Source organism: Pseudomonas pudica (assembly GCF_015680405.1).
In the GTDB taxonomy this organism is placed as follows: Bacteria; Pseudomonadota; Gammaproteobacteria; order Pseudomonadales; family Pseudomonadaceae; genus Aquipseudomonas; species Aquipseudomonas pudica.
Window position 1 is genome coordinate 204,686 of the sequence record NZ_JADLJS010000007.1, and the last position, 17,373, is coordinate 222,058.

The 17,373-nt window shown below is 62.9% G+C and carries 14 protein-coding genes; 7 read left to right on the forward strand and 7 right to left on the reverse strand.

Annotated features, from left to right (window positions below; genetic code table 11):
- Positions 1-2 precede the first annotated feature (2 nt).
- On the reverse strand, positions 3-821 hold the full coding sequence (locus tag IRZ77_RS08270) for an HDOD domain-containing protein (RefSeq protein WP_178081817.1): 819 nt from the start codon (positions 819-821) through the stop codon (positions 3-5).
- A gap of 191 nt (positions 822-1,012) precedes the next feature.
- On the opposite strand from IRZ77_RS08270, the gene IRZ77_RS08275 reads away from it, so the two are divergent.
- The 4 genes from IRZ77_RS08275 to ilvD all read left to right on the forward strand — a co-directional run bounded on the left by IRZ77_RS08275 (position 1,013) and on the right by ilvD (position 6,302).
- Positions 1,013-1,552 (forward strand): type 1 glutamine amidotransferase domain-containing protein, encoded by a 540-nt coding sequence (locus IRZ77_RS08275; protein ID WP_108480263.1) that lies wholly within the window; start codon positions 1,013-1,015, stop codon positions 1,550-1,552.
- A gap of 88 nt (positions 1,553-1,640) precedes the next feature.
- Positions 1,641-2,837: a class I SAM-dependent rRNA methyltransferase gene (locus IRZ77_RS08280; RefSeq protein ID WP_108480262.1), complete on the forward strand. Its 1,197-nt coding sequence runs from the start codon at positions 1,641-1,643 to the stop codon at positions 2,835-2,837.
- A 236-nt stretch (positions 2,838-3,073) separates the two neighbouring features.
- Positions 3,074-4,138 (forward strand): hypothetical protein, encoded by a 1,065-nt coding sequence (locus IRZ77_RS08285; protein ID WP_108480261.1) that lies wholly within the window; start codon positions 3,074-3,076, stop codon positions 4,136-4,138.
- A gap of 322 nt (positions 4,139-4,460) precedes the next feature.
- Entirely contained in the window at positions 4,461-6,302 is a 1,842-nt protein-coding gene (gene ilvD / locus IRZ77_RS08290) for a dihydroxy-acid dehydratase (protein ID WP_108480260.1), read from the forward strand.
- 192 nt (positions 6,303-6,494) lie between these two features.
- Here ilvD and IRZ77_RS08295 read toward each other — a convergent pair whose 3' ends face one another.
- Positions 6,495-7,550: an HAD family hydrolase gene (locus IRZ77_RS08295; protein ID WP_196173231.1), complete on the reverse strand. Its 1,056-nt coding sequence runs from the start codon at positions 7,548-7,550 to the stop codon at positions 6,495-6,497.
- 244 nt (positions 7,551-7,794) lie between these two features.
- Between IRZ77_RS08295 and IRZ77_RS08300 the strand changes: the two genes are divergently transcribed.
- A complete protein-coding gene (locus IRZ77_RS08300; RefSeq protein WP_108480259.1) occupies positions 7,795-9,186 on the forward strand; it encodes an L-cystine transporter in 1,392 nt (463 codons plus the stop codon).
- 35 nt (positions 9,187-9,221) lie between these two features.
- Here IRZ77_RS08300 and IRZ77_RS08305 read toward each other — a convergent pair whose 3' ends face one another.
- On the reverse strand, positions 9,222-9,737 hold the full coding sequence (locus tag IRZ77_RS08305; protein ID WP_135001750.1) for a dihydrofolate reductase: 516 nt from the start codon (positions 9,735-9,737) through the stop codon (positions 9,222-9,224).
- A gap of 54 nt (positions 9,738-9,791) precedes the next feature.
- On the opposite strand from IRZ77_RS08305, the gene IRZ77_RS08310 reads away from it, so the two are divergent.
- Both IRZ77_RS08310 and IRZ77_RS08315 read left to right on the forward strand, forming a co-directional pair.
- Complete coding sequence (locus IRZ77_RS08310; RefSeq protein ID WP_196173232.1) at positions 9,792-11,183, forward strand: DUF2868 domain-containing protein; 1,392 nt, start codon at positions 9,792-9,794, stop codon at positions 11,181-11,183.
- The gene (locus tag IRZ77_RS08315; protein WP_085601859.1) at positions 11,176-12,540 is read left to right on the forward strand and encodes a GTPase/DUF3482 domain-containing protein; all 1,365 of its coding nucleotides are present in this window, start codon (positions 11,176-11,178) and stop codon (positions 12,538-12,540) included. Before IRZ77_RS08310 ends, IRZ77_RS08315 begins: the two co-directional genes overlap by 8 nt.
- 63 nt (positions 12,541-12,603) lie before the next feature.
- Here the strand turns inward: IRZ77_RS08315 and IRZ77_RS08320 are convergent, their stop codons facing one another.
- From IRZ77_RS08320 to IRZ77_RS08335, 4 genes are all read right to left on the reverse strand, one after another.
- Positions 12,604-13,152 carry a phosphonate degradation HD-domain oxygenase gene (locus tag IRZ77_RS08320; protein WP_135001751.1) on the reverse strand — a complete coding sequence of 183 codons (549 nt, stop codon included), beginning with the start codon at positions 13,150-13,152 and terminating at the stop codon, positions 12,604-12,606.
- Positions 13,153-13,285: 133 nt separating this feature from the next.
- Positions 13,286-14,311 carry a putative 2-aminoethylphosphonate ABC transporter substrate-binding protein gene (locus IRZ77_RS08325; protein WP_046613573.1) on the reverse strand — a complete coding sequence of 342 codons (1,026 nt, stop codon included), beginning with the start codon at positions 14,309-14,311 and terminating at the stop codon, positions 13,286-13,288.
- A 17-nt stretch (positions 14,312-14,328) separates the two neighbouring features.
- Positions 14,329-16,053, reverse strand: coding sequence for a putative 2-aminoethylphosphonate ABC transporter permease subunit (locus tag IRZ77_RS08330; RefSeq protein WP_196173233.1), 1,725 nt, complete (start codon positions 16,051-16,053; stop codon positions 14,329-14,331).
- A gap of 1 nt (position 16,054) precedes the next feature.
- Entirely contained in the window at positions 16,055-17,113 is a 1,059-nt protein-coding gene (locus IRZ77_RS08335; RefSeq protein ID WP_196173234.1) for a putative 2-aminoethylphosphonate ABC transporter ATP-binding protein, read from the reverse strand.
- Positions 17,114-17,373 lie beyond the last annotated feature (260 nt).

The following is a 17,373-nucleotide window of genomic DNA, read 5'->3' on the forward strand; positions in this document are numbered from 1 at the left end:
TGTCAGTGCCCACCCATCTCGCGAATGTTCTGCTTGAGGTTTTCGAAGTCGTATTCCGACAAGCCAATGTAATCGAGCACCAGCGGGCCGACCACATTCCATTCGTGGTCCACGACCTGGTTGCCCAGCACCCGGTGCGATGCGCAGATGTGCTCGGCCATCTTCAGCACCGCCAGCAGGTTTTTCAGCTGGTTCTGCGTATTGCGCGAACTCTCGTCGCGGAACACCGCCAAGGCGTTGTGGTGGTTGGCAATGGCCGCGCTGAGGTGCTCGGGCAAGCGCCAGGACTTGGCCGTGAAATAGCCGACCACAGAATGATTGGTGTTGAACGCGAGGTTTTCGGTGTCGACCACGCGGGTTTCCGCGTCGGCCTTGGCATAGGCCTCTTCCAGTACGTCCATGTAGTCCGGGAAGCGCTTGAGCATCAGCGGCACGCCACAGTCATGGAACAGGCCCAAGGTGTAGGCCTCGTCCGCCGCCTGGACGCCAGTGCGCTTGGCCAGGGTCAGGCAGGTCATCGCCACGTCCTGGGCGGTGTCCCAGAAGCGGTTGAGGGTAACGATGGTCTCGTCGGTCATCTCACCCTTGATCGACTGGGCGTTGATCAGGTTGATGATAGAACGGCTGCCCAGCAGGTTCACCGCGCGCTGGATCGAACCGATCTTGTTGGAAAGGCCGAAATGCGGGGAATTGACCAGCTTGAGCAAGGCACCCGAGAGGCCCGGGTCCTGGGAAATCAGCTTGGCGATGGTTTCCAGGTCCGGGTCAGGCATGTACTGCTCGAACTGCAGGTCCACCATGATCTGCGGTTGCGGCGGGATGGTGATGCCTTGCAAGGCTTGCTGGATTTGTTCGGCGCTGAGTTCTTGGGACATACGTGCACACTCGTTTGGGACCGGCGATTCTAACCCTCCAGACCGGAAAGGGACCAACCACTGAATCATTGCGCCGGAACTTTACTTTATCCATCCGGGCCTCTTGCTCACATTCATCAAAGAAAGGAGCAAGGCCCATGAGTGCAGAACTGAACGGCAAGCGAGTGGCTTTCCTGGTCACTGACGGCTTCGAGCAAGTGGAACTGACAGGCCCTCGAGAAGCCTTGGAACAGAGCGGCGCGGTGGTGGACATCCTCAGCGACAAGGAAGGCACCGTACACGGCTGGAACCACGACCAGCCGGCCGACGCATTCGCCGTTGACGCCACCTTCGAAAGCGCCCACCTGGACCTCTACGATGCCCTGGTCCTGCCCGGCGGCGTGCAAAACTCTGACACGATTCGCTTGATCCCCGCCGCGCAGAAACTGGTGAAAAGCCACGATTCGGCTGGCAAGCCGCTGGCCGTGATCTGCCACGGTGGCTGGTTGCTGGTGTCGTGCGGGTTGGTCAAGGGCAAGAGGCTGACCAGCTACAAGACCCTGCAGGACGACATCCGCAACGCCGGTGGAGACTGGGTAGATGAAGAAGTGGTAGTCGATGGCAACCTGATTACCAGCCGCCAACCCGACGACATTCCGGCGTTCAACCGGCAACTGATCAAGGCATTGGCAGCCTGACTACCGCTCGACGGCATCACATGCTCCTGCGAGGGACGTATGGCCAGGCAGCAGGCTATAATCCCGCTCTTTTTTCCGGAGCGACGTCATGTCCCTGCCCAGCCTACGCCTCAAAGCCAATGCCGACCGCCGCCTGCGCGCCGGCCACCTGTGGGTCTACAGCAACGAAGTCGACGTCAGCGCGACCCCGCTGCAAGGCCTCCAGGCCGGCCAGCAGGCTATTCTCGAGGCGGCCAACGGCAAGCCACTGGGTATCGTCGCACTGAGCCCTAACAACCTGATCTGCGCCCGCCTGCTGTCGCGCGACGCCAAATTGCCGCTGGACAAATCGCTGCTGGTGCATCGCCTGAACGTCGCCCTGTCGCTGCGCCAGCGCCTGTTCGACCAACCGTGCTACCGCCTGGTCTATGGTGACTCCGACCTGTTGCCAGGCCTGGTGGTCGACCGCTTCTTCGACATCCTCGTGGTGCAATTGGCTTCGGCAACGATGGAAGCGCACAAGGACGACGTGATTGCAGCCCTGGTACAGGTGCTCAAGCCAAGCGGCATCCTGTTCAAGAACGACTCCTCCGCGCGTGATGCCGAAGGCCTGCAGCGCTATGTCGAGACCGTCTATGGCGAAGTACCGGACTGGGTGCCGCTGGAAGAAAACGGCGTCAAGTTCGAAGCCCCGGTACGCGAAGGCCAGAAGACCGGCTGGTTCTACGACCACCGCATGAACCGTGCACGCCTGGCGCCGTACGTGAAAGGCAAGCGTGTGCTCGACCTGTTCAGCTACATCGGTGGCTGGGGCGTGCAGGCCGGTGCCTTCGGCGCCAGCGAAGTATTCTGCGTCGATGCCTCGGGCTTTGCCCTGGACGGCGTGGAGCGTAACGCCGCGCTGAACGGCATCAGCGAGAAGCTGACCTGCATCGAAGGCGATGTGTTCGAGGCCCTGCGCGAACTGAAGGCCGCCGAAGAGCGCTTCGACGTGATCATTGCCGACCCACCCGCCTTCATCAAGCGCAAGAAAGACCTGAAGAACGGCGAAGCGGCCTACCGCCGCCTGAACGAGCAGGCCATGCGCATGCTTACCAAGGACGGCATCCTGGTCAGCGCCTCGTGCTCGATGCACCTGCCTGAGGACGACCTGCACAACATCCTGCTGACCAGCGCCCGTCACCTGGACCGCAACCTGCAGTTGCTCGAGCGCGGCGGCCAGGGCCCGGACCACCCGGTGCACCCGGCTATCGCCGAAACCCGCTACATCAAGAGCATCACCTGCCGGTTGCTGCCAAATAGCTGACCGATGACAGCCGGGGGCTTCATGCCCCCGCTTCACATCATATCTGCAATACCTGGGCGCAATCCCGAAATACACCAGCCCCCGCCGCATCGGCAATCCAAATGAAGCAACTCTCGCGGGGGCAAGCCTATCATTTTTGCCAGTAGCCACCTTTTAAAAATTCGAGTGTACTCCCGTCGCGCAATTGATGCTTATCACCGTTGATGTTTCCTATATCCATCGATAAAGGTGGCGACATGACTAGCAAGCCATACCCCCGAACACTGCAAGCTGCGAAAATTGAAGGAGCGACCGCCGAGAACTTCGTTCCACTTGAAGCCCTGCGCAAAGGTATCGACATTGTCATCCCATGGAGTGATGACTTTAGAGCCGGAGGAACTATCAAATTACACCTGTCGGGTGGAGGCTCAGGCACATTTCACGAATTGGATATTGATGAATTTCCCCCGGAGCAGGATCTGCGTGACTATTTCCAACCCGAAGAAATAAGAGACCTCTGGGATAGCAAAGTCGAACTTTACTATTTCGATCAGAATTTGAACAGAAGCCCAATTTCCACTTACAGCTTCGCAGCAGAACTCTACCGCCCACGGGTCCCAGGCATCATCGATAACGAAGGATTACCGTGGTCCCAAGCGGCACAGGGTTTCACAATCAACATCCCTGCTTACGAAGGAGCGTCCGCCGGGGAGCTGATCCGCTTATTCCTGATAGGCCAGCACCCCAATTCAAGCTTCATCCTTGAAACCGAGGTTATCGAGACAGGTGAGCAGACAGTTTTCTTCATAAATGAAACAATATCCTCGGCACTAAGCGGAGGCATGGTGTATCTGCATTACCACGTCATCAACACCACCATAGAAAGAAGCAGTCGCCCACTCTCCTTCATGATGGGAAGCCTAGTAGCAGCCCCCATCGCAAAATACGTCTTGTGGGCCGGAGGCGATATGCCTTTCGTCTTAAACCCCATTGACGAACCGAAGGGAAAGTATCCTTTCATCACAAATTTCGGCCTCTCGCTGGAAAGAGATGATGAAGTCTTCTTCCTGGTACTGGACGACAGATCCTGGCAGAATGAAGTCATTGTGCAGAAAATTAGCACTCCCACGCTCTCCGCAGACTTCCTGGCATCCAAACCTATTATTGATAACTTTAACAATTCGGTCTTCCTGATCGCGACCTTACTACGTCGCCATGGCAAAGTCCTCGCCTCAAACAGCAACTTGGTGAATTTTCCAGAAGATTCCACTAAACAGCGTCCGGCAGCTGGACCGCAAGCTGCAATTGCTCAACCGCGTTAGCCAGGGTCCAGCTCCCGCGAAGATTACCAAGGCTGACCGGGGCGGCCTGTGGGCGCTATAGGCCCGCAGGCCGATTAAGCCACCACCAGCTACCGCAAACCACCGTCCAGACACATCTCCATTCCCTCGCCGCGCCAGCGGTGTAGAATCGGCCTATTCATCGCCAGTCATCCCCGGCGGGTTTATGAGCTCTGCCCAAGCACGCGGCGATCCCGCGCGGTCTTCGGCCCCATCCGTGCCAGTGGCAACCGGCCTGCGGTACAAAGGACAAGAGAAGCTCACTCCCCTTTTTGTTACCTGATTAAGCCGCCAGGAGTGTTTCATGCCTGATTATCGTTCCAAGACTTCCACCCAAGGCCGCAACATGGCCGGCGCCCGCGCCCTTTGGCGCGCCACCGGGATGAAGGACGAAGATTTCAAGAAACCGATCATCGCCATCGCCAACTCGTTCACCCAGTTCGTCCCGGGCCACGTGCACCTGAAGGACCTGGGCCAGCTGGTCGCCCGCGAAATCGAACGCGCCGGTGGCGTGGCCAAGGAATTCAACACCATCGCGGTCGATGACGGCATCGCCATGGGCCACGACGGCATGCTGTACTCGCTGCCAAGCCGCGAGATCATCGCCGACGCCGTGGAGTACATGGTCAACGCCCACTGCGCCGACGCCATCGTGTGCATCTCCAACTGCGACAAGATCACCCCCGGCATGCTGATGGCCGCCCTGCGCCTGAACATCCCGGTAATCTTCGTCTCCGGCGGCCCGATGGAAGCCGGCAAGACCAAGCTGGCAAGCCACGGCCTGGACCTGGTCGATGCCATGGTCATTGCCGCAGACTCCTCGGCTTCCGACGAAAAAGTCGCCGAATACGAGCGCAGCGCCTGCCCGACCTGCGGTTCGTGCTCCGGCATGTTCACCGCCAACTCGATGAACTGCCTGACCGAAGCCCTGGGCCTGGCCCTGCCGGGCAACGGTTCGACCCTGGCCACCCACGCCGACCGCGAACAGCTGTTCCTCACCGCCGGCCGCACCATCGTCGAGCTGTGCAAGCGTTACTACGGCGAGAACGATGAGTCGGTACTGCCGCGCAACATCGCCAACTTCAAGGCGTTCGAGAACGCCATGATGCTCGACATCGCCATGGGCGGCTCGACCAACACCATCCTGCACCTGCTGGCCGCCGCCCAGGAAGCCGAGGTGGCGTTCGACCTGCGCGATATCGACCGCCTGTCGCGCAAGGTGCCGCAGCTGTGCAAGGTTGCGCCGAACATCCAGAAATATCACATGGAAGACGTGCACCGTGCCGGCGGCATCTTCAGCATCCTCGGCTCGCTGGCCCGTGGCGGCCTGCTGCACACCGACCTGCCGACCGTGCACAGCCGCAGCATGGAAGAAGCCATCGCCAAATGGGACATCACCCAGACCGATGACGAAGCTGTGCACACCTTCTTCAAGGCCGGCCCTGCCGGCATCCCGACCCAGACCGCGTTCAGCCAGTCGACCCGCTGGCCGAGCCTGGACCTGGACCGTGCCGAAGGTTGCATCCGCAGTGTCGAGCACGCCTATTCGCAGGAAGGCGGCCTGGCCGTGCTGTACGGCAACATCGCGCTGGACGGCTGCGTGGTGAAAACCGCCGGTGTCGACGAGTCGATCCTGGTGTTCGAAGGCACCGCGAAGATCTTCGAGAGCCAGGACAGCGCCGTACGCGGCATCCTCGCCGACGAAGTGAAGGCCGGCGACATCGTGATCATCCGCTACGAAGGCCCGAAAGGTGGCCCGGGCATGCAGGAAATGCTGTACCCGACCTCGTATCTGAAGTCCAAGGGCCTGGGCAAGGCTTGCGCCCTGCTCACCGACGGTCGCTTCTCGGGCGGCACCTCGGGCCTGTCGATCGGCCACGCCTCGCCGGAAGCCGCCGCTGGCGGCGCTATCGGCCTGGTGCGCGACGGCGATAAAGTGCTGATCGACATCCCGAATCGTTCGATCAACCTGCAGGTCAGCGATGAAGAGCTGGCTGAGCGCCGTATCGAGCAGGACAAGAAGGGCTGGAAACCGGCTGAAGTACGCCCACGCAAGGTGACCACCGCGCTGAAGGCCTATGCTTTGCTGGCGACCAGTGCCGACAAGGGCGCGGTGCGTAACAAGGCGATGCTGGAAGGGCTGTAAGGCTCTGACGGTATGAATGAAGAACCGGCGCCCTGGGCGCCGGTTTTTTTATACCTGTGATTTGTGTGCTGCTCGTACTGGCCCTATCGCCGGCAAGCCAGCTCCCACAGAGACCACACAGTTCTGAAGGCCTGTGTGTTCCCTGTGGGAGCTGGCTTGCCGGCGATAGGGCCAGTACAGGCGAAACACCAACTACTGAATCTGCTCCGGCGTCACGATCACCCAGTTCTTGTCTGCCGTCACCGGCAACCCTTCCTTGGCCTGCGCCGCGGCATTCCTGGCAATCATCCCGTTCATCTGGTCCATGTACTTGGCCTTGCGGTTTATCCACAAGTGGATGCCACCTTTGCCCACGTCTACCCCATGGAACTGCATGTAGCCATCACTGGTCGGCGTATCGCCCCCCACCAGCACCGGTTTCTTCCACTCATCGATATAGGTCAGGATCGCCGCCTGCTTGCCTGCCATCCAGGTGGCCGGGGTCCACAGGTACGGGGTCAGCTCCAGCCCCACGTTGGCCTTGGCATCATAGTGCCCGGCGCTGATCTGCTTGCGCGCCGTGGTCAACTGGCCGCTGGCGCGGTCCTTCAGCAGCAAGCTCACGCCAATCACATTCTGCGGCTTCACGTTGTAGCCGTACTTGGGGTCCGACGCGACCATGCGCACCAGCTCCTCGGAAGCAGCGGAAACCACATAGACCTCGATACCGTTCTCCATCAGCTTGTTGTACAGCTCGGCCTGGCCCTTGAAGACCTTGGGCGGCTGTACCTCGATGGCCTTTACCTGGTCCCCTTCGTAATAAGTGGCCGGGATCGGTTTTCCGGAGGCCATCAGCTCATCCACCTGCACCTTCAGCTCCTGCAGGGTAAAGCCGGAGAACACCTGGGCCACCCACGGGTAGCAGACCATGTCGTCCACTTCGCACAGCCGGTAGTAGTAGCTGAACAGGCTTTCCTTGTGCTCGGCGGTGTCCTTGAACGGCATCAGCTTCAACGAGGGGTCGAGCTTGTCGCGGTTCAGCAGGCCCTTGTTTTCCATGAACGGCAGCAAGGCCTCTTCAAGGTCGTAGCGGTAGCTGGTGTTGTCCATGTCGAACACCGCGTAGTTACCCTTGTTGGCATTGGCGGCAATCATGCTGTCGAGCTGCCTGGCCGCCTCGGCGGGCCAGTGCTTGAGCTCGGTGGCGAAGGTTTCGATACTGAACAACAGGGACAGGCCGATGGCGATGGCTCTCGGAGCGAACTTCATGTACGAATCTCCTGAAATGACCCAGAAACGCTAGTGCAACAATCCCCGCCGGCAGCCCTTGATAACGACCTCAACGCAGCTGCAAACGCCGTGTTCATTGCAATCCGCGACACGCCGTTATTCCATAAACGACTATGCACATTCCATTTGGGTATAAATTCGTTTGTTTTCAGCCTGTTAGCATTTCCGTTCGCAATCGCTCACAGAGGCGATGCCAATTCTGCTTTTTTCTGCTGGAGCTTCAATGAACCTGCCACTGTCCCTTAACTTGCTGGCGTTCCTGGCCCTGTTGCTGGGCCTGGCACAAACCCGCCGCACCGACTGGAGCCTGGCCAGAAAAGTATTGCTGGGCCTGGTGCTGGGCGTGGTGTTCGGCCTGATACTGCATACCATCTATGGTGCTGGCCACCCTGTGCTCAAGGCCACCATCGCCTGGCTCGACCTGGTCGGCAACGGCTACGTCGGCCTGCTGCAGATGATCGTCATGCCGCTGATCTTCGCCTCGATCCTCAGTGCCGTGGCGCGCCTGCACAATGCCTCGTCGCTGGGCCGCATCAGCGTGCTGAGCATTGGTACCCTGCTGCTGACCACCGCCATCGCCGCGTTGATCGGCATCGTCCTGACCAACCTGTTCGGCCTGAGCGCCGAAGGCCTGGTGGCCGGCGCGCAGGAAAGCGCGCGCATGCAGGTTATCCACAGCGACTACGCCGGCAAGGTCGCCGACCTCAACATCCCGCAACTGCTGCTGTCGTTCATCCCCAGCAACCCGGTAGGTGACCTGGCACGGGCCAAGCCGACCTCGATCATCAGCGTGGTTATCTTTGCCGTCTTCCTCGGCCTGGCCGCGCTGCAGCTGATCAAGGACGATGCCGAGAAAGGCGAACGCGCGCTGTCGGCCATCGACACCCTGCAGGCCTGGGTGATGCGCCTGGTGCGGGTGGTGATGAAGCTGACCCCGTATGGCGTAATGGCGCTGATGACCAAGGTGGTGGCCAGCTCGAACATGGAAGACATCCTCAAGCTGGGCAGCTTCGTGGTGGTGTCGTACCTGGGCCTGGCGCTGATGTTCGTGGTGCACGGCATTATCCTGGCCGCCACCGGCGTGAGCCCGCTGCGCTTCTTCCGCAAGGTGTGGCCGGTGCTGACCTTCGCCTTCACCAGCCGCTCCAGTGCCGCCAGCATTCCGCTTAACATCGAAGCGCAAACCCGCCGCCTGGGCGTACCGCAGTCGATTGCCAGCTTCAGCGCATCGTTCGGTACCACCATTGGCCAGAACGGCTGCGCCGGCCTCTATCCCGCCATGTTGGCGGTGATGGTGGCGCCGGCGGTGGGCATCGATACCTTCGACCCGCTGTGGATCGCGACCCTGGTGGCCATCGTCACCTTGAGTTCGGCAGGTGTTGCCGGCGTAGGTGGCGGTGCGACTTTCGCCGCGCTGATCGTGCTGCCGGCCATGGGCTTGCCGGTGGAGCTGGTGGCGTTGCTGATTTCGGTGGAGCCGCTGATCGACATGGGCCGCACGGCGTTGAACGTGAACGGTTCGATGACCGCAGGGGTGGTGACCAGCCAATTGCTGAAAGAGACCGACAAGGATGTGCTGGCTGGCGATGAACATGCCGAGCTGAGCCATTCCTGACGGATTGCCGGGGCTGCCTTGCAGCCCCGGCAATCTCAAACCTTGTCCCAGACCTCGAAATGATACCCAGGCTTGCCTTCCTCAGCCTGCGCCTCGCTCGACACCAGTTTCCACTGCCCCCGATCAAACTCAGGGAACCAGGCATCCCCCTCCGGCGACAACTCGACCCGCGTCAGGTACATGCGGCTGATCAGCCCTTTCTCCAGCGCCTGCGCATACAGCTGGGCCCCGCCAATCAGCATCAGCTCATCGACACCGGTCTCGCGCGCCCACTGCTCGGCCCGCACCAGCGCCTCTTCCAGCGAGCCAAACACCTCGGCCCCCGCCAGTTCCAGCCCTGCCTGCCGGCTGACGACGATATTCAACCGCCCGGGCAATGGCCTGCCCAGCGAGTCCCAGGTCTTGCGCCCCATGATGATCGGCTTGCCCAGGGTAGTGGCCTTGAAGTACTTGAAGTCCCCCGGCAAATGCCAGGGCATGGAGTTGTCGATGCCGATCACGCGGTTCTCGGCGTGAGCCGCGATCAGGCTGAGGGGGAGTGATGTATTCATGCCAGCGAGGATAGCACCGGGCGTGTGGGTTATGCTTCTGCCCTGACCTGTGCAATGGAAGACCTTGTGACCGCACCGACTTCACTGGACAAGCGCTGGCTCACCGAAGCGGTACGCCTGCGCGAGGAACATGCCGGCCCCCTGGAGGACCAGGAGGCCAACCGCCGCGCCCGCCAGGCAGGCGGTGACCTGGCGGCCCGCATCGAAACCCGCGCCCTGTTCCTGGCCGAACGCGACGGCATCACCACCGCCCTGGGCCACTGGAAACAGGGCGCACGCCTGGCGCTGCTGGCCTTGCTGGTGCTGGCCGTGCTCAGCGGATCGGGGTTGGGGCTGGCCGCCCTGGGCGATGGGCAGCGCCCGGTTAACGTGTTCTGGGCCCTGGGCAGCCTGCTCGGGTTGAACCTGTTGATGCTACTGGGCTGGGCCATCGGCTTTGCCCTGAGCGGTGAGCACGGCGCAGGGCTGGGCCGCCTTTGGCTGTGGCTGAGCGAACGCTTTGCCCGTGACGCCAAGGCCGCGCACCTGGCACCGGCGCTGCTGGTGCTGCTGCAACGCCAGCGCCTGAACCGCTGGCTGCTCGGCCTGCTGGTACATGGCCTGTGGCTGCTGGCGATGGTCACCGCACTGGGCATGCTGCTGGCCTTGCTGGCGACCCGGCGCTATGGCTTTGTCTGGGAGACCACCCTGCTCGCCGCCGACCCGTTCATCCACCTGACCCAAGCCTTGGGCGCGCTGCCTTCGTTGCTGGGTTTCACAGTACCCGACGAGGCCATGATCCGCGCCAGCGGCGACAGCCAGCCGGCCCTGGACCTGGCGCGCCAGGCCTGGGCCAGCTGGCTGCTTGGCGTGGTGCTGGTGTACGGCCTGCTGCCGCGCCTGCTGTTGGCCGGGCTGTGCCTGTGGCGCTGGCGCCAAGGCCGACAACGCCTGGCGCTGGACCTCAGCCTGCCCGGCTACGCGCAGCTGCGTGAAGCGCTGATGCCACGCAGCGAACGCATAGGTGTCCAGGATGCCGCGCCCGAAGCCTTGCCGCAGTTTGCCGCTGGCCAGCTGGAAAGCGGCAGCAGCGGTGCCCTGCTGGTCGGCCTGGAGCTGGACGACCAGCACCCCTGGCCGCCCGCCCTGCCGAAAAGCGTGACCAGTGCCGGCGTGCTCGACAGCCGCGAATCGCGCAACCACCTGCTCGAACAGCTCAGTCGCTTCCCGCCGGCACGCCTGGCCATCGCTTGCGACCCGCGCCGTTCGCCCGACCGCGGCAGCCTGGCGCTGCTCGCCGAGCTGGCACGCAATGCCGGTGCCACCCGTGTCTGGCTACTGCAGGCAGCACCGGGCGAGGCCCTGGACGCCCAGCGCCTGGGCGACTGGCACGAAGCCCTCGACCGCCTTGGCCTGGCGCATGCCGATACCTCGCCGCTGACCTGGCTGGAGCATGGCCATGACTGAGCCGCTTAAACTGGCCGTGGTCGGCCACACCAACGTCGGCAAGACCTCGCTGCTGCGCACCCTGACCCGTGACGTCGGCTTTGGCGAAGTGTCCCACCGCCCCAGCACCACCCGCCATGTGGAAGGTGCGCGGCTGTCGGTGGACGGCGAACCCTTGCTCGAGCTGTACGATACCCCGGGCCTGGAAGACGCCATCGCCCTGCTCGACTACCTCGAACGCCTGGAGCGCCCGGGCGAGCGGCTGGACGGCCCGGCCCGCCTCGAGCGCTTTCTGCAAGGCAGCGAGGCACGCCAGCGTTTCGAGCAGGAGGCCAAGGTGCTGCGCCAGCTGCTGGCCAGCAATGCCGGCTTGTATGTGATCGACGCCCGTGAACCGGTGCTGGCCAAATACCGCGACGAACTGGAAGTGCTGGCCAGCTGCGGCAAGCCGCTGCTACCGGTGCTCAACTTCGTCGCCAGCCATCAGCACCGCGAGCCGCAATGGCGTGAAGCCCTTGCCAGGCTTGGGCTTCACGCGTTGGTGCGGTTCGACAGCGTGGCCCCGCCAGAGGATGGCGAGCGCCGGTTGTACGAAAGCCTGGCCCTGCTGCTTGAAGACGCCCGCCCGGCCCTGCAGCGGCTGATAGACGACCAGCAGGAACAGCGCCTGGCGCGTCGGCACAGCGGCAAGCGCCTGATTGCCGAGCTGCTGCTGGACTGCGCTGCCTGCCGGCGCAGCGTCGAGGCCGAACCGGCTGCCGAAGCCCGGGCCATCGAGGCATTGCGGCAAGAGGTGCGCCAGCGCGAGCAGCGCTGTGTCGAGGCACTGCTCAAGCTGTATGCCTTCCGCCGCGAGGACGCCCATGCCAGCGACCTGCCGTTGCTGGATGGCCGTTGGGGCGATGACCTGTTCAATCCCGAAACCTTGAAGCTGCTGGGCGTGCGCTTGGGCAGTGGTGTGGCCGCTGGTGCTGCGGCGGGTGCCGGGGTGGACCTGCTGGTCGGCGGCCTGACACTGGGGGCTGCCGCCCTGGCCGGGGCGATTGCCGGCGGCGCGCTGCAGACGGCCCGCAACTATGGGTCGCGGTTGATGGGCAAGCTCAAGGGCAAGCGCGAGCTGACGGTGGACGACACGGTGTTGCGCCTGCTGGCCTTGCGTCAGCAGCAGTTGATGGTAGCGCTGGAAAACCGCGGGCATGCGGCGCAGGACAGCATTCGGCTGGGGGAGCTGGATGAGAAGGCCTGGCGGGAGGGCAAGTTGCCGGAGGCGTTGAGCAAGGCACGGGCGCATCCGCAGTGGTCCACCCTGAACCCAGGGGCGAAGCTGAACCAGGCTGAGCGGCAGGAACAGCTGGAGGCTCTGGTTTCACAATTTTGAGTGGGCAGGTCTGGCCTCTTCGCGGGCATGCCCGCGAAGAGGCCCGCACAGGCAACCCACATCTCAAAGCAATGCCAAAGCCTTCTGCTTCAACCCATCCAGGTCAATCACCGCCACCCCGACCACCTTGGCCCGCTCATCCCACTCCCTCATCCGCAAGCTCACCTCGAACAGCGGATCCCGTTCGAACACATCCGCCTCGTCCTCGCTCATCACGCCCCCCTGATACTCCAAGGTCCGCCGGCTCGCTTCACTCAACCGCTGGTAATACCCAGGCTGGCGCAAAGTCAGGTAGCGCTTGGCCTCCACGTGATACTGCACCAGCCGCGCCATGCGTTCGCCGAAGCCACAGCGGCGTAAGTATTCTGCGCCGATGCGTTCATGGCTGACTACGCCATAGCCGCCCATGCTGGCGTCACCGCCGCACAGGTGGCCGATGTCGTGGAAGAACGCCGCCAGCACCACTTCGTCGTCGAAGCCTTCGGCCATGGCCAGTTGCGCGGCCTGGGACATGTGTTCGAGCTGGGTGATGGCTTCGCCGATGTAGTCGTCACTGCCGTGGCGTTCGTACAGCGCGAAGGTGCTGTCGATGATCTGGGCTGGGGTGGGCATCACTGTTTATTCCTGGCTGGATTGCAGCAGTGGCTTCTTCGCGGGCATGCCCGCTCCCACAAGGATCGCACACAGCTGAAGGACTGCGCGGTACCTGTGGGAGCGGGCGCGCCCGCGAAAAGGCCGGTGCAGGTTACTGCTGAGCCACCTTCTCCGATTTGCCGTCATAGCGCTTGCGCCACTCGGCCAGGATCTGGTCACGGTTCTTCGAGGCCCAGGCAAAGTCGTTCTTGATCAGGCGCTGTTCATAGTCCGCCGGCAGTTCGGTCTGCGGCTTGGCAATGCCCGGGGCAGCCAGCACGGCGAAGTTCTCCTTGTACAGCTCCATGGCCGCCGGGCTTGCCGAGAAATCAGCCAGGCGCCTGGCCGCATCCGCTTTTGGCGAACCTTTGATCACCGCAGTCGCCTCGATCTCCCAGCCCAGGCCTTCCTTCGGCAGCACGATGTCCAGCGGCGCGCCCTGGCGCTTGAGCTGCACGGCCGGGTACTCGAACGAGATACCGATCGGAAACTCACCCGCTGCAGCAAGCTTGCACGGCTTGGAACCGGAATGAACGTACTGGCCGATGTTCTGGTGCAGTGCATCCATGTACGCCCAACCCTGTGGCTCGCCAAAGGTCTGCAACCAGGCACTGACATCCAGGAAGCCGGTGCCGGACGAGGCCGGGTTCGGCATGACGATCTTGCCCTTGTACTCGGGCTTGGTCAGGTCCTGCCAGCTCACCGGCTTGCTCAGGCCCTGCTTCTCGGCCTCGATGGTATTGAAGCAGATGGTAGCGGCCCACACGTCCATACCGACCCAGGCTGGCGGGTTGGCAGCATCGCGGTAATTGGCGGCAATCTTGCCCAGGTCCTTCGGTGCGTAGGCTTCGAGCATGCCGTTCTGGTCGAGAATGGCCAGGCTCGATGCGGCCAGGCCCCAAACTGCGTCGGCCTGCGGGCGCTCTTTCTCGGCCAGCAGCTTGGCGGTGATGATGCCGGTAGAGTCGCGTACCCACTTGATTTCGATGTCCGGGTTGGCCTTTTCGAAGGCCTGCTTGTAGCTCTTCAGCTGTTCGGCCTCCAGGGCGGTGTAGACCGTCAGCTGGGTGCCAGCGGCCGAAGCCTGCAGGCTGAACACGGCGGAAACGGCAGCGGCAAGTGCAAGGTGCTTGTACATGGTTAGTTCCTTACAGGTCAGACGGTCGCGGCGCGTTGGCGCCAGGCTTGGGAGCGGCGCAGCAGGCCGCGTGAGGCTGCGGCCAGCAGCAGTGAAGCACCGGCACTGGTCAGCAGGATCAGGGTGGACATGGCGGCGGCACCACCGACATTGCCGGCGTCGTCCATGTTCAGCACGGCGACGGCAGCCAGAATGGTGTCGGGGCTGTACAGGAAGATTGCCGCCGACACGGTGGTCATCGCCGATACGAACAGGTAGCGGATGATGTCCAGCAGCGCCGGCAGGCAGATCGGCACGGTCACCCGCAGGAAGTGCCTGTACAGCGGCGCCTTCAGCGACAGCGCGGCGGCCTCGAACTCGCCGTCGAGCTGACGCAGGGCAGTGGTCGCGGTCATCTGCGCGGTGGTCAGGTAGTGGGCGATGGTGCACACCACCAGCAGCCCCATGCCGCCGTAGAACACATGCAGCGGGTTGCCGTTCAGGTTGAAGAAGAATACATAGCCCAGGCCCAGCACCAGGCCCGGCACGGCCATGGGGATGAAGCTGAGCAGGCGCAGCGCCTGGTTGAGCAGGCGTTGGCCCTGGGTCTTTTCCATCAGGTAGGCGCCGGTGAAGATCACGATGCTGCCGATCAATGCGGTGCCGATGGCCATGGTCACGCTGTTGCGGTAGGCCAGCCAGCCGCCACCGGCGGTGTCCTCGAACATGTAGTGACGCAGCGACAACGACAGGTTGTAGGGCCAGAAGGTGACCAGCGACGAGTACACCGCCATGCCGATCACCAGCAGCAACGCCGAGCACACCAGCAGCACGATCCCCAGGAAGCAGGCATCACGGCCCCACGACGGCTTGGGCTCGAACACCTGTGCACGCCCGCTCATGGTCTCGCCCTGGCTCCGACGCAGCCAGGCATCGACGGTAAAGCTGAACAGCGCCGGCAACAGCAGCACCATGCCGATCAGCGCGCCGCGGCCGAACTGCTGCTGGCCGACCACCGCCTTGTAGGCTTCCAGCGCCAGCACCTGATAATCGCCGCCGACCACGACAGGTACACCGAAGTCGGTGATGGTCAAGGTGAACACCAGGCAGAACGCTGCGAATACTGCCTGGCGCGTGGCCGGCCAGGTGATGCTGGTGAACGCTCGCCAGGGGCCGGCACCCATGCTGGACGCTGCGTCGAACAGGCGTGCATCGGCCAGCGACAGTGCCGACAGCAGGATCATCAGGGCATGCGGGAAGGTGTAGATGGCCTCGCCCAGCACAATGCCCCAGAAGCCATAGATGTTGTCGCTGAGCAACCCGCGCAGCAGCCCTTGGTTACCGAACAGGTAGACCAGGGCGATGGCCGGCAGCATTGACGGAGCCAGCAGCGGCAGCAGCGAAATCCCCCGCCACAGGCCTTTGCCCGGAATCAGCGTGCGTTGCAGGGCGTAGGCGAACAGGTAGGCCAGCGGTACCACGATGGCTGCCACCGTGAAGGCCACCGACAGGCTGTTGCCTAGCAGCCAGTGGAAGTTTTCACTGGCGAACAGTTCGCGGGCCGCCAGCAGGCCGCCACCCTGGCCCGCATCTGCGCTGAAGCCGCGCCAGAAGATCGCCAGCAGCGGCATCAGCACCGCCAGTACCAGAAGGATCAGCAGCAGGCTCTTGCCGCCGACGACGAACAACCGGTCGCCCAGGGCAACGCCAGCACGCGGCGTGGCCTTGGCCTGGCTCAGCGGCAGGGACATTGGCGCGGCCATCTCAGGCAAACACCTGCAGGCTCTGCGGTGGCAGCGCCACCCAGATGTCCTGCGAGCCCAGCCGCGGAATTGCCTCGGGAGCCAGCTCCGCCAGCAGTGCATGGCCAGGCAGCGCCTTGAGTTCGAAGCTCATGCGGCAGCGGTTACCGAGGAAGGTGATTTCACGGACCATGGCCGGGAACAGGTTTTCTTCGTGCACCTCAGGGTTGACCGTGATCGCCTCCGGGCGGCAGAACAGCCGGCCACTGCTGGGGCGGGCCGAACCTGGTGCCAAACGCATGTTCATGCCACCGACCTGGGCATGGCTGTCACTGCTGCGCTGGAACGGCAACCAGTTGCCCTGGCCGACGAACTCGGCAACGAACGGCGTGGCCGGTTGGTCGTAGATTTCCTGCGGGGTGGCGTACTGCTCGACCTGGCCGTTGTTCATCACTGCAATGCGGTCGGCCATCAGCATGGCCTCGTCCTGGTTGTGGGTGACCATCAGTGTGGTGATACCCAGCTGGCGTTGCAGCTGGCGCAGTTCAGTGCACAGGTGCTCGCGCACCCGGGCATCCAACGCCGACATCGGCTCGTCCAGCAGCAGCAACGACGGCGACGGTGCCAGCGCGCGGGCCAGGGCCACACGCTGCTGCTGGCCCCCGGAAAGCTGACCGGGGTATTTCTTCTCGCTGCCGGCCAGGCCCACCAGTTCGAGCATTTCGGCCACTCGCTGGCGGGCCTGCTCGCGGCCACTGCCAGTCAGGCCATAGGCGATGTTGGCTTCGACGGTGAGGTTGGGGAACAGCGCGTAGGACTGGAACAGGATGCCGTAGTCACGGGCCTGAGGTGGCAGCTCGGAGATGTCGCGCTCGCCGATGTATAACGTACCGCGGTCCTGGCGCTCCAGGCCGGCGATGCAGCGCAGCAGCGTGGTCTTGCCGCAGCCAGACGGACCGAGCAGGCACACCAGTTCGCCGGCGGCGATGTCCAGCGAGACATCGTTCAGCGCCGTGAAGGCGCCGAAGCGCTTGTGGATGTTGCGCACTTTCATCTGTGCGCCGGGGGTGGTGTGGTTCATGGCAGGGCCTCATCGAAGAGATGGGGGCCATGCTAGGAAGGCTGTGCGAAGGTTCTGTGGCTTTAGAGCAAAAGCGGATGATAGTGGTATAGGCAGATTTTGTAGTGGCCGCCAAGGGCCCTATCGCCGGCAAGCCAGCTCCCACAGGTACTGCACAGGTCTGAACGACTGGACTGCCCCCAAGAAGTTGGACAAAAAATCCAACCCTTGGGGGACCTATGGGCAAATACACAGAGCAATTCAAGCTCACAGCCATCTCA

What these genes read in the sequence shown, in the direction of transcription:
- IRZ77_RS08275 (WP_108480263.1), top strand. Translation starts at nt 1,013, where the DNA reads ATGAGTGCAGAACTGAACGGCAAGCGAGTGGCTTTCCTGGTCACTGAC.
- IRZ77_RS08320 (WP_135001751.1), bottom strand. Translation starts at nt 13,152, where the DNA reads ATGCCCACCCCAGCCCAGATCATCGACAGCACCTTCGCGCTGTACGAA.
- IRZ77_RS08295 (WP_196173231.1), bottom strand. Translation starts at nt 7,550, where the DNA reads ATGAAGTTCGCTCCGAGAGCCATCGCCATCGGCCTGTCCCTGTTGTTC.
- IRZ77_RS08315 (WP_085601859.1), top strand. Translation starts at nt 11,176, where the DNA reads ATGACTGAGCCGCTTAAACTGGCCGTGGTCGGCCACACCAACGTCGGC.
- IRZ77_RS08285 (WP_108480261.1), top strand. Translation starts at nt 3,074, where the DNA reads ATGACTAGCAAGCCATACCCCCGAACACTGCAAGCTGCGAAAATTGAA.
- IRZ77_RS08305 (WP_135001750.1), bottom strand. Translation starts at nt 9,737, where the DNA reads ATGAATACATCACTCCCCCTCAGCCTGATCGCGGCTCACGCCGAGAAC.
- IRZ77_RS08330 (WP_196173233.1), bottom strand. Translation starts at nt 16,053, where the DNA reads ATGGCCGCGCCAATGTCCCTGCCGCTGAGCCAGGCCAAGGCCACGCCG.
- IRZ77_RS08335 (WP_196173234.1), bottom strand. Translation starts at nt 17,113, where the DNA reads ATGAACCACACCACCCCCGGCGCACAGATGAAAGTGCGCAACATCCAC.
- IRZ77_RS08325 (WP_046613573.1), bottom strand. Translation starts at nt 14,311, where the DNA reads ATGTACAAGCACCTTGCACTTGCCGCTGCCGTTTCCGCCGTGTTCAGC.
- ilvD (WP_108480260.1), top strand. Translation starts at nt 4,461, where the DNA reads ATGCCTGATTATCGTTCCAAGACTTCCACCCAAGGCCGCAACATGGCC.
- IRZ77_RS08310 (WP_196173232.1), top strand. Translation starts at nt 9,792, where the DNA reads ATGGAAGACCTTGTGACCGCACCGACTTCACTGGACAAGCGCTGGCTC.
- IRZ77_RS08280 (WP_108480262.1), top strand. Translation starts at nt 1,641, where the DNA reads ATGTCCCTGCCCAGCCTACGCCTCAAAGCCAATGCCGACCGCCGCCTG.
- IRZ77_RS08300 (WP_108480259.1), top strand. Translation starts at nt 7,795, where the DNA reads ATGAACCTGCCACTGTCCCTTAACTTGCTGGCGTTCCTGGCCCTGTTG.